Source organism: Kitasatospora sp. NPDC004799 (assembly GCF_040609095.1).
Classification (GTDB): domain Bacteria; phylum Actinomycetota; class Actinomycetes; order Streptomycetales; family Streptomycetaceae; genus Kitasatospora.
Genome location: NZ_JBEXJK010000035.1, coordinates 15548 through 35527, shown reverse-complemented (window position 1 = coordinate 35527; position 19980 = coordinate 15548). Strand labels below are relative to the sequence as shown.

Here is a 19980-nt window from a genome sequence, read left to right as displayed (position 1 = left end):
GGTGCCGCTCAGCGAGTCCAGCGCGCCCAGGAGCCGGGCCGAGCGGCGGACGTAGCCGGGCTCCAGCGCCAGCAGGTTGTGCAGTCGGCCCGGCCGACTTCTCGCGCCCTGGGGCGATCGTTGCCGGTGACCTCGGCGGGCTGTCCCGGGGAAGTGGCGATGGGGGTTCCGCGCTTGGCCATCGGGAGGGCCCTCCATCCGTGCCCGGTCCTGCACGCACCCGGCGAACTGCTGCCGCACGGCGGGGATGTGAGGGGGGCCTGCGCAGGAAGTCGGTTCGGTCGACTTCTCGTGCGGTGGGGTGTGTCCGCGCGGCGGGGTGTGTGGTGGCGGGGCGTGTGGTTGGGGCGGGGGCCTGCACAGGAAGTCGGCCTGGTCGACTTTTCGCGCGGTGCGGTACGCCTGCGTGGCTGGGTGTGTGGTGGCGGGGGCTTGCGCAGGAAGTCGGTTCGGTCGACTTCTCGTGCGGTGGGGTGTGCCTGTGTGGGCGGGTGTGTGGCGGTGGGGCGCGGGGTTGGGGCGGTAGGGGCGCGGGGGTCTGCGCAGGAAGTCGGGCCGGCCGACTTCCTGTGCGGCCCCCCGGGGGAAGTCGGCCGGCTGGGTGGGTCAGAGGGTGAAGCGGGTGGCGATGCCGTCGAGGACGGCGTCGAGGCCGGTTTCGAACTGCCAGTCCGGGTCGTCCTTGCGGGTGGCCTCGTGGAGGTAGCGCTGGTAGTTCGGGTAGCGGCCGGTGTTCATCAGCCAGGTCATCCGGGGGGCGAGGGCGGCCCGGGTCTGGTCGCCGTCGGACCAGCCGCGCTCGCGGCGGAGGGTCTCCAGGGTGATCTCGGCGGTGACCGAGCCGTGGACGTAGCCGGTGACGGTGCGGTACACCGCCATGGTGGTGTCGGCGTCCAGGCCCTGGCCGGCCAGGGCGGCGAACGCGCGCTCGGGGACGGCCAGTTGGTGAGGGCTGAGGGAGAACGGGGTGGCCGCCCGGACGGTCCACGGGTGGGCCAGGTGCAGGGCCCGCAGCTGGACGGCCAGGGTGCGCATGGTGGCCCGCCACCCCTCGGCGGGGGTGTCCAGCGGGAGCCGGCCGTAGACGGAGTCGACCATCAGCTCGATGAGCTCGTCCTTGCCGGAGACGTACCGGTAGGCGGCCATCGGGGCGACGCCCAGTTCGCCGGCCAGTCGGCGCATGGTGACGGCGTCCAGGCCCTCGGCATCGGCGATGGCGACGGCGGCCTCGGCGATCCGCTGCGGGGTCAGGGTGGTGCGCGGTGCGGGGGTCGGGCGGGCCAGGCGCTCCCAGAGCGAGACGGGGGGCTTGGCGTCCCCGGCGGGGGCCTGCTGGGCGGGCATGGACGGGCTCCTTCCGACGGGGTGCCCGCAGCGTACCAGCTGTTGTGTACGGCGTATCAGTAGTGGACGGCGTACACGTCGATGTGTACGTTGTATCCGGCGGATACGCCGTACACGAGATTCAGGAGGGGGATCCCATGTCCACGGAGCAGAACCTGAAGGTCGCCGTCCTCGTCGGCAGCACCCGCGAGGGCCGCTTCGGCCCGGTGGTCACCGACTGGCTGCTCGGCCACCTCGACGCCCGCGGCGACCTGACCGCCGACCGGATCGACCTGGTGGAGACCCCGCTGCCGACCACCTTCCCGTCCTTCGGCGGCGAACTCCCGCCGGGTGACGCCGAGTTGCTGGCCGCCGTGTCGCCCCGGCTGGAGGCGGCCGACGCCTTCGTGATCGTCACGCCCGAGTACAACCACAGCTTCCCGGCCCCGCTGAAGAACGCCATCGACTGGCACAACCGGCAGTGGCACGGCAAGCCGGTCGCCTTCGTCTCGTACGGCGGCCTGTCCGGCGGCCTCCGGGCCGTCGAGCAGCTCCGGGTGGTGATGGCGGAGCTGAACGCCGCGACGATCCGCAACACGGTCAGCTTCCACGGCGCCGCGCAGTGCTTCGACGCCGACGGCAAGGCGCTCGACCCGGCCGCCGACGCCGCCGCCAAGACGATGCTCGACCAGCTCACCTGGTGGGCGCAGGCACTGCGGGACGCCCGCCGGGCCCGCCCGTTCACGGCCTGAGCCAGGGAGCGGGGAGGGAGAGAACGGGAGCACGAAGGCCCCAGGGCGGTACGGGGGTCCGCCCCGGGGCCTTCGGCGCGCCGAGCACCAGCGCGGGATCAGCGCGAGGTCAGCGCCGCGATCGGCGCGAGGTCAGCGCCGCGATCAGCACTCGATGACGTTCACGGCGAGGCCGCCGCGCGAGGTCTCCTTGTACTTGATCTTCATGTCGGCGCCGGTCTCCTTCATCGTCTTGATCGCCTTGTCCAGCGAGACGTGGTGCCGCCCGTCGCCGCGCAGCGCCATCCGGGCCGCGGTGACGGCCTTGACCGACGCCATGCCGTTGCGCTCGATGCAGGGGATCTGGACCAGGCCGCCGACCGGGTCGCAGGTGAGGCCGAGGTTGTGCTCGATGCCGATCTCGGCGGCGTTCTCGACCTGCTCGGGGGTGCCGCCGAGGACCTCGGCGAGGCCGCCCGCGGCCATCGAGCAGGCGGAGCCGACCTCGCCCTGGCAGCCGACCTCGGCGCCGGAGATGGAGGCGTTCTCCTTGAACAGCATGCCGATGGCGCCGGCCGCGAGCAGGAAGCGGACGATGCCGTCCTCGTCCGCCCCCGGGATGAAGTTCAGGTAGTAGTGCAGGACGGCCGGGATGATCCCCGCCGCGCCGTTGGTCGGCGCGGTGACCACCCGGCGGCCGGAGGCGTTCTCCTCGTTGACCGCCATCGCGTAGAGGGTCACCCACTCCATCGCGTTGGCCGGGCCGATCCCCTCGGCGCGCAGCGCCCGGGCCGCGGCGGCCGCGCGGCGGCGGACCTTGAGGCCGCCCGGCAGGATGCCCTCGCGGGTCATGCCGGCCCGCACGCACTCCTGCATCACGGACCAGATCTCCAGCAGGCCGGTCCGGATCTCCTCCTCGCTGCGCCAGGCCTTCTCGTTCTCCAGCATCAGGCCGGAGATCGACAGCCCGGTCTCCCGGCTGAGCCGCAGCAGCTCGTCGCCGGTGCGGAAGGGGTACTTCAGCACGGTGTCGTCGGGCTTGACCCGGTCCGCGCCGATCGCGTCCTCGTCCACGACGAAGCCGCCGCCGACCGAGTAGTACGTCTTCTCCAGCAGGGTCGAGCCGTCCGCCGCGTACGCCCACAGGGTCATGCCGTTGGCGTGGTACGGCAGCGAACGGCGGCGGTGCAGCACCAGCTGGGTGTCGGGGTCGAAGTCGATCGGGTGCTCGCCGAGCAGGTTGATCCGCTTCTCGGCGAGGATCCGCTCGACGTCCTTGTCGGCCTGGTCGACGTCGACGGTGCGGGGCGAGGCGTTCTCCAGGCCCAGCAGGACGGCCTTCGGGGTGCCGTGGCCGTGGCCGGTGGCGCCGAGCGAGCCGTACAGCTCGGCGCGCACGCCGGTCACGCGGTCCAGCAGGCCTTCGGAGCGCAGTCGGCGGGCGAACATCCGGGCGGCGCGCATCGGGCCCACGGTGTGGGAGCTCGACGGGCCGATGCCGATGGAGAAGAGGTCGAAGACGCTGATGGCCACGGGGACGTCCTTGTCTGGTCTCGTGGAAGGACTTGCAGGCTGGGGAGCTGACACGGGACGGGGCACCGCACGCACTGTCCAGTGTGCGCGGTGCCCCGGGGTCCCAGGTACGTCGGCGGAGTGAGACGGGTCACCCCGGCCGCGCGTACTACTCCTGGTTGGCCAGGTTGGGGTAGAGCGGGTACTTGTCGGCCAGGGCGGTGACCCGGGCCTTCAGCGCGGCGGCGACGGTCTCGTCGAAGGCCGGCTTGAGCGCCTCGGCGATGATGTCGGCGACCTCGCGGAAGTCCTCGGCCTGGAAGCCGCGGGTGGCCAGGGCCGGGGTGCCGATGCGCAGGCCCGAGGTGACCATCGGCGGGCGCGGGTCGTTCGGGATGGCGTTGCGGTTGACGGTGATGCCGACCTCGTGCAGCCGGTCCTCGGCCTGCTGGCCGTCGAGCTGGCTGTTGCGCAGGTCGACCAGGACCAGGTGGACGTCGGTGCCGCCGGAGAGCACGGACGCGCCGGCCTCGGCCACGTCCGCCTGGAGCAGGCGCTCGGCGAGGATGCGGGCACCCTCCAGGGTGCGCTGCTGGCGCTCCTTGAACTCCTCCGAGGCCGCGACCTTGAAGGCGACCGCCTTGCCGGCGATCACGTGCTCCAGCGGGCCGCCCTGCTGGCCGGGGAAGACCGCGGAGTTGATCTTCTTGGCGAACTCGGCCTTGGACAGGATGACGCCGCCGCGCGGGCCGCCCAGGGTCTTGTGGGTGGTGGTGGTGACCACGTCCGCGTAGGGCACCGGGTTCGGGTGCAGCCCGGCGGCCACCAGGCCGGCGAAGTGCGCCATGTCCACCATGAGCAGCGCGCCGACCTCGTCGGCGATCCGGCGGAAGGCGGCGAAGTCGAGCTGGCGCGGGTAGGCGGACCAGCCGGCGATGATCAGCTTCGGCTGGTGCTCCTTGGCGAGGCGCTCGACCTCGGCCATGTCGACCTGGCCGGTCTTCTCGTCCACGTGGTACGCGGCCACGTTGTAGAGCTTGCCGGAGAAGTTGATCTTCATGCCGTGGGTCAGGTGACCGCCGTGGGCCAGGCTCAGGCCCAGGATGGTGTCGCCCGGCTGGATCAGCGCGAACATCGCGGCGGCGTTGGCCTGCGCGCCGGAGTGCGGCTGGACGTTGGCGTGCTCGGCGCCGAACAGCGCCTTGATGCGGTCGATCGCGATCTGCTCGACCACGTCGACGTGCTCGCAGCCGCCGTAGTAGCGGCGGCCGGGGTAGCCCTCCGCGTACTTGTTGGTGAGCACCGAGCCCTGGGCCTCCATGACCGCCACCGGGGCGAAGTTCTCGGAGGCGATCATCTCCAGGGTGGTCTGCTGGCGGTGCAGCTCGGCGTCGACCGCGGCGGCGATCTCCGGGTCGAGGGCGTGCAGGGACTGGTTCAGAACCGTCATGGTGTGGTCTTCCCGGGAGGAGGGGAGGGGGGCGCCAGGGCCGGGACGGACCGCTGCGCGGCGGCCCGTCCCGTCAGGGGGCTCAGCCCTGGGCGTGGGTGAGCGCGTCGTACTCGTCCGCGCTGAGCAGCGCGTCGGTGGCCTCGACGCGCACCTTGAACAGCCAGCCGCCCTCGAACGGGGCGCTGTTGACCAGGGCGTTGTCGTCCAGGACGTCCTGGTTGACCTCGGTGACCTCGCCGGTCACCGGGGAGTACAGGTCGCTGACGGACTTGGTGGACTCCAGCTCGCCGCAGGTCTCGCCGGCGGTCACCGTGTCACCGACCTCGGGCAGCTGCACGTAGACGATGTCACCGAGCGCGTCGGCCGCGTGCTTGGTGATGCCGACCGTGGAGACACCGTCCTCGGCGGGCGTCAGCCACTCGTGCTCCTTGGTGTACTGCAGGTGCTGGGGGTTGCTCATGGCGTCATTCTCCAGGATGGGATGCGGGTACGACGAAGCGGGCCGCCGCTCGGACGGCTGCGACGTGCGGTGATGGGGAACGGGGGGCGCGCGGTGGCACTCGGCGGGCGCGCCCGTGACTCAGCGGGGCAGCTCAGCGGGCGCGCTTGTAGAACGGCAGCGCGACGACCTCGACGGGCTCGTGCTTGCCGCGCACGTCCACCGCGACGGCGGTGCCGGGGGCGGCGTGGGCGGCGTCCACGTAGGCCATCGCGATCGGCTTGCCCAGGGTCGGGGACGGCGCGCCCGAGGTGATCCGGCCGATCGGCTCGCCGTCGGCGGAGACCACGGTGTACTCGGCGCGCGGCACCCGCTTGCCCTCGGAGACCAGGCCGACCAGCACCTTGGGCGGGTTGGTCTCGGCCGCGGCGGCGGCCTGCTCCAGCGCCTTGCGGCCGATGAAGGCGCCCTCGTTGGTGGTCTTGTCGAAGCGGACGACCCGGCCCAGGCCGGCGTCGAACGGGGTGAGGTCGGTGGACAGCTCGTGGCCGTACAGCGGCATGCCGGCCTCCAGGCGCAGCGTGTCGCGGCAGGACAGGCCGCACGGGACCAGGCCGTGGCCCTCGCCGGCGGCGGTCAGCGCCTGCCAGACGGGCTCGGCGTCGACCGGGTGGCAGAAGATCTCGAAGCCGTCCTCGCCGGTGTAGCCGGTGCGGGCGAGCAGCACCTCGCGGCCGGCCACCTGGGCCGGGAGGATCGCGTAGTACTTCAGGCCGGGCAGGTCGGCCTCGGTGGTCTTCGCCAGGATGCCGGTGGCCTCCGGGCCCTGGACGGCGATCAGCGCGTAGGTGTCGCGGTCGTCGGTGACGACGGCGTCGAAGCCCTTGGCGCGGGCGATCAGCTCGTCGAGGACCAGCTGGGCGTTGGAGGCGTTGGCGACGACCAGGAAGGCGTCCTCGCGCAGGCGGTAGACGATCAGGTCGTCCAGGATGCCGCCGTCCTCGGCGCAGATCATGGTGTAGCGGGCGCGCAGCACGCCCAGCGCGGAGACGAAGCCGACCAGCGCGTGGTCCAGCATCTCGCCGGCCTGCGGGCCGGTCACGGTGATCTCGCCCATGTGCGAGAGGTCGAACAGACCGGCCTTGGTGCGGACGGCGAGGTGCTCCTCGCGCTCGCTGCCGTAGCGCAGCGGCATGTCCCAGCCGGCGAAGTCGGTCATGGTCGCGCCGAGGGCGCGGTGCAGCGCGTCGAGCGCGGTCAGGCGGAGGGACGACATGGCCAGGAACTCCTCGGTCGGGGCACTCAGGGGTGCACGCACCGGACCGGTCCCGCTCGGGGGGCCGACCCTGCGCGCGGGCATGCGGCGGCGTGGGTCTCCCCATCTGTCGTCGAACCTGAGAGCTTCACCGCCCACCTGCCCGGGCTGTTTCCAGCTTGGGGGACAGCATGGCGGCTTGCACCGTGGGTGGGCGCACGACAGGGCCGGGCGCCGCTTTCCAGATGTGCCTAACCCGTGCGGTAGGGGTGCCTGAGAGATTCCGGGGAGGACTTGCTCCTTCGGCGCCGGCTGTGCCTGAACGGCACTCCGGGCTCTCCCGCGCGGGTTCGAGCGGCCGGTATGGAGTTGTGGGGGCCCGCGGCGCATGCCGTCGGACGGGCACATCATGGCACGTCCCGGACGGCGAGGGGAGGGGGGACCCGGTCACAGTGCGCGGTACCCGAACACGAGTCCTGACCACACGCCCCGCACGCCTCTAGACTGCTGCGCGTCGGCGCAGCAGAGGGCGGCCGAACGGCAGAGGGCGGAATCGGCGGCGCATGGGGTACCCGGTGGAGCAGCAGCAGGGGTGGGGCGGACCGGAGGAGGCGCCGGCGGGCGGCTCCTGGCCGGCCAACGAGCTGGAGCAGGTGCTGACCGCGGCCCTGGGCGACCCGGGCGCGACGCCGCGGGTGATCGAGGTGCTGGCGCGCAGCCAGGTGTGGGTCCCGCTGCCGGCCGGGGGCGACCCGCAGGGGCAGTCGCTGGACCTGCCGACCATCGAGCTGGGCGGCGACCCGTACGTGCCGGTGTTCTCCTCCCAGGAGGTGTTCCTCCAGCAGGCGCCGGGGATGGCCTTCGCGATCGCGCCGGTCTGGGAGTTCGCCCGCGGGCTGCCGCTGGGCGTGGGCATCGCGGTGAACCCGGAGGCGGCGGTGGGCCTGCCGGTCCCGCCGCAGGGGGTTGCCGAGCTGCGCCGCGGTCCGCGCGAGGACCGCTGGGACGCGGACCCGTCGGCGCCGACCGGCGGGCGGGTGGCGCTGCGCGAGCCGGTGCCGGGCGAGGACCCGGAGCACTTCCTGGCCGCCTGCCGCGGCGAACTGGCGGCGCTGCCCGGGGTGTTGACCGCCCGCAGGGCGCTGGCCAGCATCGAGGGCGAGCCGACCGTGATGTTCGTGGGCGTCCAGTTGGACCCGGCGGCACCGGCCGACCCGGCCGCGGTGAACGACGCACTCGGCCGAGCGCTGGGAACCGCGCCGCTGCCCGGCGGCGTCCACCTCGTACTGCTCGACCTCGCCGACGACCCGGTGGTCGAGTGGCTGCTCACCCGGGTACTGCCGTTCTATGCGCGGGCGTGAGCGGGGTTCGTATCAGAGGCACGTCGCCGTGGCGGTGGCCGGTGCCGCGCCATAGGGTGCGTGCAGACGGCCGACGGGCCGGCGGGTTGAGGGAAAGAGGCGCGGCGAGGTGGGCGCATGAGTGCGGGAACGGGAGCGGGCGGTGTGCCGGGGCCCTGGGGCCAGGCACCGGCCGGGCGCCCGGGAGCTGATCCCGGCGCGTTGGAGCGCGCCCTGCGCGACGTCGCGCCGGAACGCTACGACGCGTACGAGCGGCTGCTGCACGCGCTGGCGGACGGCCGGGTCTGGATGCTGCTGTGGCACGGCACGCCGGGCAGCCCGGACGCGCAGTACGGGAACATGGAGATCAGCGGCCACGGCTACGCGCCCGCCGTCACCTCGCCCGAGCAGCTGACCTCCTCCGGCTGGGCACGGGCCCACGAGGTCATCTCCGGCCGGGAGATCGCGGCCTCGCTGTACCGCACCCGCTGGGGCCTGTGGCTCAACCCGCACGCGCCCGGCGGCGGCGTCGGGGTGCCCTGGGCGGACCTGCGGCGGGTCGCCGCGGGCCTGGACCGGCTGCCGGCTGGGCCGTTGCAGCTGAGCGAGCCGCAGCTGAACGCCCAGCCGTTCTTCGCGCTGCTGGAGCGGCAGGCCGGCGAGGTGCGCGCGGTACGGGCGCTGCGCCGGGCCTGGGTGCAGCCCGCGGTGGGGGAGCCGTACCTGGCCATCGGGCTCGACCTGTACGAGAGTTCGCCGCCGGCCGTGGAGGCGGTGCGGGCGCTGATGCAGCGCGCGATCGCGGTGGCCCCGGAGGGGCTCGCGGTGTCCACGGTGGCGATGTCGGACGAGTACGACCCGGTGGCGCTGTGGATGCGCGCCAACGCGCGGCCGTTCTTCGACCGGGAGTCGGGCCGCCCGCCGACCGGCCCCTACCCGCCGGTGCCCCCGCCGCCGTACCCCGGGCAGTCGATGCCGGGCTACGCGTACGGCACCCAGCCGCCCGCGCCGGGCTGGCAGCAGCAGCCGCAGCGGCCGTGGCCCGGCTACCCCGGGCGCTGAACCCAAAACCCATTCCCCGAAGCCGACTTGATTGTCCGTCAAGTCGGCTTCGATGCTTTCCGGACGAATTTCCTGATGTGCGGCCCGGTCATCTTGACATGCCTGTTACAGCCATGTGAAGAGGTATATGCCGAAGATCGGGGAGGTGCATGCACGCAGATCACAGTTGGGCATCTGTCGGTTGTCAGGGCTGGCGCAAGCCAGTTCGGATGGCAGAGAGTTCTGCGCAACGCACCGCGCGTGCTTGAACCCCACAAAGGTGAGCGCGCACGCCGACAGCCAGGCCACGCGACGCCCATCCCGCGTGGTGGCAGTGCCTGTGCACGACGCACTGCCGTCAACACCCGCTCCTCCTAAGCACCTCCGCACGTCCGCAGCCGCACCGCCGAAGCCGGCGACCGGCACCCGTGGGCCGGCCACCGTCGGCGAGGGGACCAACTGACCATGACCGCATCCGTGACCACCGCCGGGAACGATCCGGAGGCACCCGCCGCCGCGAGCCCGGCCAAGAAGATCGAGGGCCGCTCCCTCGGCCAGATCGCCTGGACCCGCTTCAAGCGCGACAAGGCCGCCGTCGTCGGCGGTGTCGTGGTGGTCCTGCTGATCCTGCTGGCCGTCCTGGCCAAGCCGATCGAGGCGCTGTTCGGGCTCGACCCGGACGCCCTCAACCAGGACCTGCTGGACGCCGACCTCGGCGGTCTGCCGTTCGGCGACTGGGGCGGCATGAGTTGGGAGCACCCGCTCGGCGTCGACCCGCTGCAGGGCCGTGACCTGCTCACCCGCGTCATCGAGGGCTCCTGGGTCTCCCTGCTGGTCGCCTTCGGCGCGACCGTGCTGTCCAACACCATCGGCACCGTGCTCGGCATCATGGCCGGCTACTACGGCGGCTGGGTGGACACCCTGATCAGCCGGGTGATGGACGTCTTCCTGGCGTTCCCGCTGCTGCTCTTCGCCATCGCGATCTCGACCTCGCTCCAGGGCGGCGCGTTCGGCCTGCACGGCCTGCCGCTGCACATCCTGGTGCTGATCTTCGTGATCGGCTTCTTCAACTGGCCCTACATGGGCCGGATCGTGCGCGGCCAGACGCTCTCGCTGCGCGAGCGGGAGTTCGTCCACGCGGCCCGCAGCCTGGGGGCGCGCGGCCCGTTCATCCTGTTCAAGGAGCTGCTGCCGAACCTGGTCGGTCCGATCCTGGTCTACTCGACCCTGCTGATCCCGACCAACATCCTCTTCGAGGCCGGGCTGAGCTTCCTCGGCGTCGGCATCCAGCCCCCGCAGGCCTCCTGGGGCGGGATGCTCCAGGACGCGATCCGGTACTACCAGGTGGACCCCCAGTACATGGTGGTCCCCGGTCTGGCGATCTTCATCACCGTGCTCGCCTTCAACCTGCTCGGCGACGGCCTGCGCGACGCGCTCGATCCCAAGAGCAACTGACCTGACGTCACGTGATGGCGCTCCGCCACGATGTAACTCCCCGTCAGGACCCTCCACCGCCTCCACATCCCCAAGGGGTTGATCTCACCCATGCGTAGGTCCCGTACCGTCGCCCTGACCGCGGCGGCCGCCGCCGCGGTCCTGGTCGTGACCGGTTGCACCAGCTCGTCGAAGAGCGGAGGCTCCTCCTCGGCCTCCGGCTCCGCCGGGGGCGGCGCCAACGCGGCCACCAAGAGCATCGTCAACGCCTCGGACAAGAAGGGCGGGACGGTGACCTTCGAGATGAAGGGCACCCCGGACTCGCTCGACCCGGGCAACACGTACTACGCGTACATCTACAACTTCTCGCGGCTGTACTCCCGCGCGCTGACCACCTTCAACCCGGCGCCGGGCGAGGAGGGCAACAAGCTCGTCCCGGACCTCGCCGAGTCGATGGGCCAGCAGAGCGCGGACGGCCTGACCTGGACGTACAAGCTGCGCGCGGGCCTGAAGTACGACGACGGCACCCCGATCACCTCGAAGGACGTCAAGTACGCCGTCGAGCGCTCCAACTACACGGACGTGCTCACCAACGGCCCGACGTACTTCCGCAACCTGCTGGTGGACAACCCGACGCCGTACGAGGGTCCGTACAAGGACAAGGCCGGCGGCCTGAACTCGATCGAGACGCCGGACGACACCACGGTCGTCTTCCACCTCCAGCACCCGTTCGCGGACTTCGACTACCTGGTCAGCGCCCCGCAGACCGCGCCGGTCCCGCAGGCGAAGGACAACGGCGCCGAGTACGTCAAGCACGTGGCGTCCTCGGGCTCCTACAAGTTCGAGTCCTACGAGGACGGCAAGCAGGCCGTCCTGGTGCCGAACACCAACTGGGACAAGAGCACCGACCCGATCCGCAAGCAGCTCGCGGACAAGATCGTGCTCCGGTTCAACATCGACCAGGCCACCATCGACAAGGACCTGCTGGCCGGCAACGCCCAGGTCGACCTGGTGGGCGCCGGCGTCGACCCGCAGACCCAGGCGCAGATCCTGCAGGACCAGAAGCTGAAGGCCAACACGGACAACGCCTACGGCGGCCGCCTGGTCTACATGGCGATCAACTCCAAGCTCGCGCCGTTCGACAACGTCGAGTGCCGCAAGGCCGTCCAGTACGCGATCGACAAGGTCTCGGTCCAGACCGCCCAGGGCGGCCCGATCCGCGGCCAGATCGCCAACACGGTGCTCCCGCCGGACGTCCCGGGCCACCAGGACTTCAACCTGTTCCAGACCAAGGACGACAAGGGCGACGAGGGCAAGGCCAAGGAGCACCTGAAGGCCTGCGGCAAGGAGGGCGGCTTCAACACCGTCATCTCGGCCCGCACCGAGCGCGCCACCGAGATCGCCGCCGCCACCTCGATCCAGGCCGCGCTGAAGAAGATCGGCATCAACGCCGAGATCCAGCAGTACCCGCAGTCCAAGTACCTGACGGACAACGCCGGTTCGCCGAAGTTCACCGCCGACCACAACATCGGCCTGATGATGATGCAGTGGGGCGCCGACTGGCCGACCGGCTACGGCTTCCTGCAGCAGATCGTCGACGGCCGCGCGGTCAAGGAGACCGGCAACAACAACCTGGCCCAGCTGAACGACCCGGCGGTCAACAAGCTGATCGACGACGCCGCCGTCAACCCGGACAAGGCGGCCCGCGAGAAGATCTACGCCGAGATCGACAAGAAGACCATGGAGCAGGCGGTCTACGTCCCGCTGACCTACTTCAAGGTCTTCCTGTACCGCCCGTCCAACGCCACCAACATGGCCTCCACGTCGGCGTTCTCGGGTGAGTACGACTACCTGAACATCGGCACCACCAAGTAAGAGCCTGGCTCCGCATCCCTGAAGGCAGGTGAAGGCAGCGGCGCCCGCCGCCGTCCGGAGGATCCCGGACGGCGGCGGGCCGCCGGAGCCGCCCAACTGTGTTTGCCTACATCATCCGCAGGACCTTCGCGGCCGTGATTCTGCTGCTGGTCGTCAGCGCGGTCACGTTCGCGATCTTCTTCCTGCTGCCGCGCCTCGCCGGCGAGACGGCCGACCAACTGGCCGCCCAGTTCATCGGGAAGAGCCCGTCCCCCGAGACGATCGCGGCGGTCAAGCAGAACCTCGGCCTCGACCAGCCGCTGTACGCCCAGTACTGGAAGTTCCTCAAGGGCCTGGTCGCCGGCGCCGAGTACAACTTCGGGCCGGAGCCGGCCACCTGCCACGTGCCCTGCTTCGGCTACTCCTTCAAGAACCACCTGGAGGTCTGGCCCGAGCTGTCCAAGCGGATCCCGGTCACCATCTCGCTGGCCGCCGGTGCGGCCGTGCTCTGGCTGGTCTCCGGCGTCGCCACCGGCGTCGTCTCCGCCCTGAAGCCGCGCTCGGTCTTCGACCGGCTCTCCATGGGCATCGCGCTGGCCGGCGTCTCGCTGCCGGTCTTCTTCACCGGCGCGCTGCTGCTCACGCTGTTCAGCTACGAGTGGCCGATCCTGGACAACCTCCAGTACGTGGACTTCACGGACAACCCGCTGATGTGGGCCCGCAACCTGATCCTGCCGTGGGTCTCGCTGGCCTTCCTCTACTCCGCGCTCTACGCCCGGCTCACCCGCGCCGGGATGCTGGAGACCATGAGCGAGGACTACATCCGCACCGCCCGGGCCAAGGGCCTGGTCGAGCGCAAGGTCGTCACCCGGCACGGGCTGCGCGCCGCGCTCACCCCGATCGTCACGATCTTCGGCATGGACCTCGGGCTGCTGCTCGGCGGCGCGCTGATCACCGAGCAGGTCTTCTCGCTCCAGGGCGTCGGCCAGTTCGCCGTGCAGGCGATCTCCGACAACGACCTGCCCAAGATCCTCGGCGTCACCCTGCTCGCCGCCTTCTTCATCGTCGTCTGCAACCTCGTGGTCGACCTCCTGTACGCCCTCGTCGACCCCCGGGTGAGGCTCTCGTGACCGACCTCCAGAAGGCCCCGGCGGACGCCGCGCCGACCGGTGACCCCTTCCTCTCCGTGCGCGACCTGCGGATCCACTTCGACACCGACGACGGCCTGGTCCGCTCGGTGGACGGGGTCAGCTTCGACCTGCACAAGGGCCGCACCCTCGGCATCGTCGGCGAGTCCGGCTCCGGCAAGTCCGTCACCTCGCTGGGCATCATGGGCCTGCACCGCTCCAAGCGGGCCCGGATCAGCGGCGAGATCCGGCTGAACGGCGAGGACCTGGTCGCGGCCGGCCCGGACCGGGTGCGCCAGCTGCGCGGCCGCGAACTGGCGATGATCTTCCAGGACCCGCTGACCGCGATGCACCCCTACTACACGGTGGGGCAGCAGATCGTCGAGGCCTACCGGGTGCACCACCCCGAGGCCAACAAGAAGCAGGCCCGGGCCCGGGCGGTCGAGATGCTCGACCGGGTCGGCATCCCGCAGCCCGACCGCCGGGTGGACGACTACCCGCACCAGTTCTCCGGCGGCATGCGCCAGCGCGCGATGATCGCCATGGCGCTGGTCAACGACCCCTCGCTGCTGATCGCCGACGAGCCCACCACCGCCCTGGACGTCACCGTCCAGGCGCAGATCCTGGACCTCATCCGCGACCTCCAGGAGGAGTTCGGCTCCGCCGTCATCATCATCACCCACGACCTCGGGGTGGTCGCCGAGCTGGCCGACGACATCCTGGTCATGTACGGCGGCAAGTGCGTCGAGCGCGGCCCGGCCGAGACGCTCTTCGACTCGCCCGAACACCCGTACACCTGGGGCCTGTTGGGCTCGATGCCGCGACTGGACCGGGAGCTCCAGGACCGGCTGGTGCCGGTCAAGGGCACCCCGCCCAGCCTGATCAACGTGCCGTCCGGCTGCGCCTTCCACCCGCGCTGCCCGTACGCCGCCCTGACCGACGGGCGCTCCACGGGCGAGGTCCCGGTGCTGGCCGAGGCCGCGCCCGGGCACTTCGCGGCCTGCCACCTGGCGGCCGGCGAGCGGCACCGCATCTTCGCCGAAGAGATCGCGCCCCGGCTGTGAGCCCGGCCTCGTACCACCTTCCTGGAGAGAACCGATGACGGACACTCAGACGGCCGGGACCCCGTCGCCGGCCCCCGCCGCCGAGCGCGAGCCGCTGCTCAAGGTGAGCGGCCTGACCCGGCACTTCCCGATCCGCAGCGGGCTGCTGCGGCGCCAGACCGGCGCGGTGCGGGCCGTCGACGGCATCGACTTCACGGTCAACGCCGGCGAGACGCTGGGCGTCGTGGGCGAGTCCGGCTGCGGCAAGTCGACCATGGGCCGACTGGTCACCCGGCTCGACGAACCGACCGGCGGCACCGTCGAGTTCGAGGGCACCGACATCACCCACCTGGGCGTCGGGGCGATGCGGCCGCTGCGCCGCGACATCCAGATGATCTTCCAGGACCCGTACTCCTCGCTGAACCCCCGGCACACCGTCGGCACCATCGTCGGCGCGCCGTTCAAGCTGCAGAACGCGGTGCCGGCGGGCGGGCTCAAGAAGGCCGTCCAGGAGCTGCTGGAGCTGTGCGGGCTCAGCCCGGAGCACTACAACCGGTACCCGCACGAGTTCTCCGGCGGCCAGCGCCAGCGCATCGGCATCGCCCGGGCGCTCGCGCTGAAGCCGAAGATGATCGTCGCGGACGAGCCGGTCTCCGCGCTGGACGTCTCGATCCAGGCGCAGGTCGTCAACCTGCTGGACGACCTCCAGCAGGAGCTCGGGCTGACCTACCTGATCATCGCGCACGACCTCTCGGTGGTCCGGCACGTCTCGGACCGGGTCGCGGTGATGTACCTCGGCAAGATCGTGGAGATCGCCGACCGGGACTCGCTCTACCGCAGCCCGATGCACCCGTACACCAACGCGCTGATGTCCGCGGTGCCCGTTCCGGACCCGCGCCGCCGCCAGCGCGCGGGCCGCGAGCGGATCCTGCTCAAGGGCGACGTCCCCTCGCCGATCAACCCGCCCAGCGGCTGCCGCTTCCGCACCCGGTGCTGGAAGGCGCAGGACGTGTGCGCGAGCCAGGAGCCGCCGCTGGCGGCGCTGAAGACGGGGCACCAGGTGGCGTGCCACTTCCCCGAGAACGCACCGGGGAACGCGCCGGACGACGCCTCGGCCTGAGGTCCGTACGCAGGGGGCCGCCCACCCGGGTTCCGGGGTGGGCGGCCTCTTCGTGTGTGGGCTCAGGCTCCGGTGGCCGGCTCCGGCTCGCGTGGCGCCGGGGCGCCGGCGGCGAGCGGCGTCGGGGCGGGCGCCGGGAAGCGCCGGTTCAGCACCGCCACCACCCGGCGGCCGAGCCGCTGGAACGGGATCTCGACCAGCCGGTAGGAGAGGTACCCGAGCACCACGAGCGCCCCGAGGTACCCGAGGGTGAGCGCCGCCTGCCCCTTCAGCCCGACGATCGGCGGGTAGCTCTGGAGCTTCCAGCCGAGGAAGAACATCAGCGGGCCGTGCAGCAGGTAGACCGAGAAGCTGATCGTGCCGAGCCCGCTGAGCCAGCGCGGGAAGCGGCGGCGGCGCAGCAGCATGGCGGCCGCGAACAGGGCCCAGGCGGCCAGGTAGGCCGACGAGAAGGACTCCCAGGACGGGGTCCAGGTGTGCCACAGCGCGGTGTCGCGGTTGTAGAGGTAGCCGACCGCGACGCCGGTGACGATCACGAAGGCGCAGCAGAGCAGGGCCGGGAGCCGGTCGAGCTGGCCGTGCTCCAGCCGGTACAGCACGGTGCCGGCGAACATGGTCGCGAAGATCAGCATGGTCTCGAAGCCGGTGGTCCGGTTGTTCACCGTGATCAGCACCAGGCCCAGGCCGCCGAGCAGCAGCGCGCCCCAACGGGTCAGCTCCGGGCGGGCGGTGGCGATGCAGGCCAGCGCCATCAGCACCACGATCCCGGCGGCGGCCACCAGGTTCCGGGTGGCCGGCAGGTTCACCGAGATGCCGCCGATCGGCAGCCAGGTGCCGAGCACCAGGGCGGCGGAGGCGAAGCCGATCGTGATCGGCGCGCTGTGCCGGTGCCAGCCCCGCACGAAAAGTGCCGAAACGAAGTAGTAGAAGACCATCTCGTAGGTGAGCGACCACATCACCCCGAGGGTGCTGGGCACCCCCAGCAGGTCCTGGAGCAGCAGGCCGTTGGCGGCGAGCGACAGCACCGGGTGCTCGAAGGAGAAGCCCTGGACGATCTGGCCGCTGCGGGGCAGCACCAGCAGGCTCGCGAGGACGGCGACGACGATCGCCGGGTAGATCCGGAACAGCCGTCCGGTCCAGAACGCCCGGACGTCGCCGCGCCGTTCCAGCGAGGCCGGGATGATGTAGCCGCTGACCAGGAAGAACAGCATCACGCCGAAGAACCCGAGGTCCAGGTGCTGCGGCACCCGGCCCGCGTGCGGGATCTTGTCGAGCAGCCCGAAGTGGTGCATGGCGACGGCGAGGGCGGCGATGCCGCGCAGCGCGTCGAGCCAGCCGAGCCGGGCGGCGGGGGAGTCCGGAGACGTCGCCGGCGCCTTGGGTTGGTTCGGTGCCGACCGGGGCTTCACGAGCTTCACAGCCGGAGGCTAGCGGAATCCGGGGGGCGGTACGGCCCGTACGGCGCGCGCGGCCGGCCGCGCTCCGGACGGGCGTTCGTGTCCGCACCGTGACCGCCGACCGGATCATCCGGGCGAATCGGGTACACATGGACGGTGACATCCCAGCTCTTCCCGTCCGACGTGCAGCAGTCGCTGGACCTCGTCGGCATCTTCGTCTTCGCCCTCTCCGGGGGCCTGCTCGCCGTCCGCAAGAACATGGACATCTTCGGCATCTGTGTCCTGGCGGAGGTCACCGCCCTGGGCGGCGGGGTGATGCGCGACCTGGTGATCGGCGCCACCCCGGTCGCCGCGTTCACCAATCTCGGCTACTTCGTGACCCCGCTGGCCGCCGCGCTGGTGGTGTTCTTCCTGCACCCGGAGGTCGAGCGGATCAACCGGGCGGTGCAGACCCTGGACGCGCTCGGGCTCGGGCTGTTCTGCGTGACCGGCACCGCCAAGGCGCACGACTTCGGGCTCGGCGCGGTCGCGGCGATCGCGCTCGGCATGGTGACCGCGGCCGGCGGCGGCGTGATCCGCGACGTGCTGGCCGGGGAGATCCCCTCGCTGCTGCGCTGGGACCGGGAGATCTACGCCGTCCCGGCGCTGGTCGGCGCCACCGTGGTCGCGCTGCTGATCGCCGCGGACCGCCTCACCGGGTTGACCGGCACCGCGGCCGCGCTCACCGCCTTCGGGCTGCGGATGCTCGCCCTGAGGTACGGCTGGCGTGCCCCGCGGGCCTGGCACCGCAACGGTTCTCGCACCAGCGAGGAGTAGGCGAGCCGCCGTACGCGAGCGAGATCGCCTCGGCGGTGCAGAGCAGTTCCGGCACCATCCGGGCCAGTTCGGCGGGCGGCACCTCGCTCGCCGGGGCGCTCAGCGCGCAGGCCGCGACCGCCCGCCCGGCGCTGCCGGCGACCGGCGCGGCCACGCAGGTGACCGGCTCCCGGTGCTCGCGGGACTCGGCCGCCCAGCCCCGGCGGCGCACCGCCGCCAGCTCCTCCGGCAGGTCCTCCTCGCGGGCGCCGTCCGCGGACAGTCCGGCGAGCAGCACCCGGCCGACCGCCGTCCCGTGCACCGGGGCCCGGCGCCCGAGCCGGGAGGGCTCGGCACCCGGCAGCCCGGCCACCTCGTCCAGGTAGAGCACCTCGCCGTCGTGCAGCACGGCGAGCCGGACGGTGTAGCCGCAGCGGGCGTTGAGCGCGGCCAGGTACGGCGCGGCGACCTGCCGGACGTCGAAGTCCTCCAGCGCGCGGTGGGCCAGCGAGAGCACCCGGCCGCCGATCCGGTAGCGCCGGTCCGGCTGGCGGCGGGCGAAGCCGTGCTCCTCCAGGGTGCGCAGCAGCCGCAGGGCGGTGGACTTGTGCACCCCGAGGCTGCTGGCGGCCTGCTCCAGCGAGAGCGGCGCGTCGCCGAGTGCGTCGAGCAGGGTCAGCGCGCGGTCGACCGACTGCGACATGGCGTTTCCCGTGGATCCGGCTGACTGGTGGCGTCAGGCTAACCGCTGGGTGGCTCAGTGGTACAAACCAGTGCCGGACGCGGCCGTCCGGCAGCGGTGCGTCCGCCGCCGCGGCCTGGCCGTGTCCGCCGCCGTGGCCGGGGGTCCGCGGGCCGGGGTTCGCGGGGGATGGCCGGATCGGGGTGCAGTCCCGGAGGGCCGTACGGCGGCGCGCTCTACAATCGGAGGGTTATGCCATACCTGGACCATGCGGCGACCACGCCGATGCTGCCCGAGGCGATCGCCGCGATGACGGCGCACCTGGGGGTGGTCGGCAACGCCTCGGCCCTGCACGCGGCCGGCCGCCGGGCCCGCCGGGTGGTCGAGGAGTCCCGGGAATCGCTCGCCGAGTCGCTGGGCGCCCGCCCCAGCGAGATCGTGCTCACCGGCGGCGGCACCGAGTCCGACAACCTGGCGGTCAAGGGCCTGTACTGGGCCCGCCGGGACGCCGACCCGGCCCGCACCCGGGTGCTGTGCAGCCCGGTCGAGCACCACGCGGTGCTGGACGCGGTGCACTGGCTCGCCGAGCACGAGGGCGCCGAGGTCGAGTACCTGCCGGTGGACGCGCTGGGCCGGGTGCACCCGGAGGCGCTGCGCTCGTCGATCGAGCGTGACCCCTCCTCGGTCGCGCTGGTCACCGTGATGTGGGCCAACAACGAGGTCGGCACCGTCCAGCCGGTGCGCGAACTGACCGCCGTGGCGGCCGAGTACGGCATCCCGGTGCACGCCGACGCGGTGCAGGCGCTCGGTCAGGTCCCGGTCTCCTTCGCCGAGTCGGGGCTCACCGCGCTCACCGTCACCGGGCACAAGATCGGTGGCCCGTTCGGCATCGGCGCGCTGCTGCTCTCCCGGGGAGCCACGCCCGTACCGCTGCTGCACGGCGGCGGGCAGGAGCGCGACGTGCGCTCCGGCACCCTGGACGCCCCCGGCGCGGCCGGCTTCGCGGCCGCCGCGGCGATCGCCGTCGAACGGCGGGCCGAGCACGCGGTCACGCTGGGTGCGCTGCGGGACGAGCTGGTGGCCGCCGTGCTGGCCGCCGTCCCGGACGCGGTCTACAACGGCGACCCGTCGGCCGAGGGCCGGCTGCCCGCCAACGCACACTTCTCCTTCCCGGGCTGCGAGGGCGACGCGCTGCTGATGCTGCTCGACGCGGCCGGCATCGAGTGCTCGACGGGCTCCGCCTGCTCCGCCGGGGTGCCGCAGCCCAGCCACGTGCTGCTCGCGATGGGCGTGGACCCGCTGCTGGCGCGCGCCTCGCTGCGGTTCTCGCTCGGGCACACCTCGGTGCGGGAGGACGTCGCGGCGCTGGCGGCGGCGATCGGGCCGGTCGTCCAGCGGGCGCGCAACGCGGGGCTGGCGTCGGTGCGGCGGTAG

The 19980-nt window shown here is 72.1% G+C and carries 18 protein-coding genes and 1 riboswitch; of the genes, 10 read left to right on the top strand and 8 right to left on the bottom strand.

From position 1 onward, the window contains the following. Together ABZW03_RS07670 and ABZW03_RS07665 are read right to left on the bottom strand one after the other, a co-directional pair. A partial coding sequence (locus ABZW03_RS07670) for a hypothetical protein (RefSeq protein WP_355253617.1) occupies positions 1 to 240 on the bottom strand: 240 nt, incomplete at its 3' end. Between the two features lie 366 nt (positions 241 to 606). Next, positions 607 to 1344 (bottom strand): TetR/AcrR family transcriptional regulator, encoded by a 738-nt coding sequence (locus ABZW03_RS07665; protein WP_355253615.1) that lies wholly within the window; start codon positions 1342 to 1344, stop codon positions 607 to 609. A 137-nt stretch (positions 1345 to 1481) separates the two neighbouring features. Between ABZW03_RS07665 and ABZW03_RS07660 the strand changes: the two genes are divergently transcribed. Then, positions 1482 to 2075 carry an NAD(P)H-dependent oxidoreductase gene (locus ABZW03_RS07660; RefSeq protein WP_355253613.1) on the top strand — a complete coding sequence of 198 codons (594 nt, stop codon included), beginning with the start codon at positions 1482 to 1484 and terminating at the stop codon, positions 2073 to 2075. A 144-nt stretch (positions 2076 to 2219) separates the two neighbouring features. Here ABZW03_RS07660 and ABZW03_RS07655 read toward each other — a convergent pair whose 3' ends face one another. The 4 genes from ABZW03_RS07655 to gcvT form a co-directional block, all read right to left on the bottom strand. Beyond that, complete coding sequence (locus ABZW03_RS07655; RefSeq protein WP_355253611.1) at positions 2220 to 3587, bottom strand: L-serine ammonia-lyase; 1368 nt, start codon at positions 3585 to 3587, stop codon at positions 2220 to 2222. A 148-nt stretch (positions 3588 to 3735) separates the two neighbouring features. Beyond that, positions 3736 to 5016, bottom strand: coding sequence for a serine hydroxymethyltransferase (glyA, locus tag ABZW03_RS07650; RefSeq protein ID WP_355253609.1), 1281 nt, complete (start codon positions 5014 to 5016; stop codon positions 3736 to 3738). Positions 5017 to 5098: 82 nt separating this feature from the next. Further along, positions 5099 to 5479 (bottom strand): glycine cleavage system protein GcvH, encoded by a 381-nt coding sequence (gcvH, locus tag ABZW03_RS07645; protein WP_355253607.1) that lies wholly within the window; start codon positions 5477 to 5479, stop codon positions 5099 to 5101. A gap of 133 nt (positions 5480 to 5612) precedes the next feature. Further along, entirely contained in the window at positions 5613 to 6734 is a 1122-nt protein-coding gene (gene gcvT / locus ABZW03_RS07640; RefSeq protein ID WP_355253605.1) for a glycine cleavage system aminomethyltransferase GcvT, read from the bottom strand. A gap of 230 nt (positions 6735 to 6964) precedes the next feature. Further along, positions 6965 to 7066: riboswitch (glycine riboswitch) on the bottom strand. 210 nt (positions 7067 to 7276) lie between these two features. Between gcvT and ABZW03_RS07635 the strand changes: the two genes are divergently transcribed. The 7 genes from ABZW03_RS07635 to ABZW03_RS07605 all read left to right on the top strand — a co-directional run bounded on the left by ABZW03_RS07635 (position 7277) and on the right by ABZW03_RS07605 (position 15672). Further along, on the top strand, positions 7277 to 8074 hold the full coding sequence (locus tag ABZW03_RS07635; RefSeq protein WP_355253603.1) for an enhanced serine sensitivity protein SseB C-terminal domain-containing protein: 798 nt from the start codon (positions 7277 to 7279) through the stop codon (positions 8072 to 8074). A gap of 117 nt (positions 8075 to 8191) precedes the next feature. Then, the gene (locus ABZW03_RS07630) at positions 8192 to 9115 is read left to right on the top strand and encodes an enhanced serine sensitivity protein SseB C-terminal domain-containing protein (protein WP_355253601.1); all 924 of its coding nucleotides are present in this window, start codon (positions 8192 to 8194) and stop codon (positions 9113 to 9115) included. Positions 9116 to 9559: 444 nt separating this feature from the next. Next, positions 9560 to 10549, top strand: a complete 990-nt coding sequence (locus ABZW03_RS07625; RefSeq protein WP_355253599.1) for an ABC transporter permease — start codon at positions 9560 to 9562, stop codon at positions 10547 to 10549. Between the two features lie 90 nt (positions 10550 to 10639). Continuing rightward, complete coding sequence (locus ABZW03_RS07620) at positions 10640 to 12403, top strand: ABC transporter substrate-binding protein (RefSeq protein ID WP_355253597.1); 1764 nt, start codon at positions 10640 to 10642, stop codon at positions 12401 to 12403. Between the two features lie 98 nt (positions 12404 to 12501). After that, positions 12502 to 13512: an ABC transporter permease gene (locus ABZW03_RS07615; protein WP_355253595.1), complete on the top strand. Its 1011-nt coding sequence runs from the start codon at positions 12502 to 12504 to the stop codon at positions 13510 to 13512. Further along, positions 13509 to 14573 (top strand): ABC transporter ATP-binding protein, encoded by a 1065-nt coding sequence (locus ABZW03_RS07610; RefSeq protein WP_355253593.1) that lies wholly within the window; start codon positions 13509 to 13511, stop codon positions 14571 to 14573. The genes ABZW03_RS07615 and ABZW03_RS07610 overlap by 4 nt, the downstream gene beginning before the upstream one ends. Before the next feature lie 34 nt (positions 14574 to 14607). After that, on the top strand, positions 14608 to 15672 hold the full coding sequence (locus ABZW03_RS07605; protein WP_355253591.1) for a dipeptide ABC transporter ATP-binding protein: 1065 nt from the start codon (positions 14608 to 14610) through the stop codon (positions 15670 to 15672). 62 nt (positions 15673 to 15734) lie between these two features. Here the strand turns inward: ABZW03_RS07605 and ABZW03_RS07600 are convergent, their stop codons facing one another. Next, positions 15735 to 17090 (bottom strand): acyltransferase, encoded by a 1356-nt coding sequence (locus ABZW03_RS07600; RefSeq protein WP_355253589.1) that lies wholly within the window; start codon positions 17088 to 17090, stop codon positions 15735 to 15737. A 135-nt stretch (positions 17091 to 17225) separates the two neighbouring features. On the opposite strand from ABZW03_RS07600, the gene ABZW03_RS07595 reads away from it, so the two are divergent. Then, positions 17226 to 17885 (top strand): trimeric intracellular cation channel family protein, encoded by a 660-nt coding sequence (locus ABZW03_RS07595; RefSeq protein ID WP_355253587.1) that lies wholly within the window; start codon positions 17226 to 17228, stop codon positions 17883 to 17885. On the opposite strand, the gene ABZW03_RS07590 is transcribed toward ABZW03_RS07595, so the two are convergent. Further along, positions 17791 to 18567 carry an IclR family transcriptional regulator gene (locus ABZW03_RS07590; protein ID WP_355253585.1) on the bottom strand — a complete coding sequence of 259 codons (777 nt, stop codon included), beginning with the start codon at positions 18565 to 18567 and terminating at the stop codon, positions 17791 to 17793. The two genes, ABZW03_RS07595 and ABZW03_RS07590, sit on opposite strands and share 95 nt — an antisense overlap. A 231-nt stretch (positions 18568 to 18798) precedes the next feature. Here ABZW03_RS07590 and ABZW03_RS07585 point away from each other — a divergent pair, with 231 nt between their 5' ends. Then, complete coding sequence (locus tag ABZW03_RS07585; protein ID WP_355253583.1) at positions 18799 to 19980, top strand: cysteine desulfurase family protein; 1182 nt, start codon at positions 18799 to 18801, stop codon at positions 19978 to 19980.

What these genes read in the sequence shown, in the direction of transcription:
- ABZW03_RS07665 (WP_355253615.1), bottom strand. Translation starts at nt 1,344, where the DNA reads ATGCCCGCCCAGCAGGCCCCCGCCGGGGACGCCAAGCCCCCCGTCTCG.
- ABZW03_RS07660 (WP_355253613.1), top strand. Translation starts at nt 1,482, where the DNA reads ATGTCCACGGAGCAGAACCTGAAGGTCGCCGTCCTCGTCGGCAGCACC.
- glyA (WP_355253609.1), bottom strand. Translation starts at nt 5,016, where the DNA reads ATGACGGTTCTGAACCAGTCCCTGCACGCCCTCGACCCGGAGATCGCC.
- gcvH (WP_355253607.1), bottom strand. Translation starts at nt 5,479, where the DNA reads ATGAGCAACCCCCAGCACCTGCAGTACACCAAGGAGCACGAGTGGCTG.
- gcvT (WP_355253605.1), bottom strand. Translation starts at nt 6,734, where the DNA reads ATGTCGTCCCTCCGCCTGACCGCGCTCGACGCGCTGCACCGCGCCCTC.
- ABZW03_RS07635 (WP_355253603.1), top strand. Translation starts at nt 7,277, where the DNA reads ATGGGGTACCCGGTGGAGCAGCAGCAGGGGTGGGGCGGACCGGAGGAG.
- ABZW03_RS07630 (WP_355253601.1), top strand. Translation starts at nt 8,192, where the DNA reads ATGAGTGCGGGAACGGGAGCGGGCGGTGTGCCGGGGCCCTGGGGCCAG.
- ABZW03_RS07625 (WP_355253599.1), top strand. Translation starts at nt 9,560, where the DNA reads ATGACCGCATCCGTGACCACCGCCGGGAACGATCCGGAGGCACCCGCC.
- ABZW03_RS07620 (WP_355253597.1), top strand. Translation starts at nt 10,640, where the DNA reads ATGCGTAGGTCCCGTACCGTCGCCCTGACCGCGGCGGCCGCCGCCGCG.
- ABZW03_RS07605 (WP_355253591.1), top strand. Translation starts at nt 14,608, where the DNA reads ATGACGGACACTCAGACGGCCGGGACCCCGTCGCCGGCCCCCGCCGCC.
- ABZW03_RS07590 (WP_355253585.1), bottom strand. Translation starts at nt 18,567, where the DNA reads ATGTCGCAGTCGGTCGACCGCGCGCTGACCCTGCTCGACGCACTCGGC.
- ABZW03_RS07585 (WP_355253583.1), top strand. Translation starts at nt 18,799, where the DNA reads ATGCCATACCTGGACCATGCGGCGACCACGCCGATGCTGCCCGAGGCG.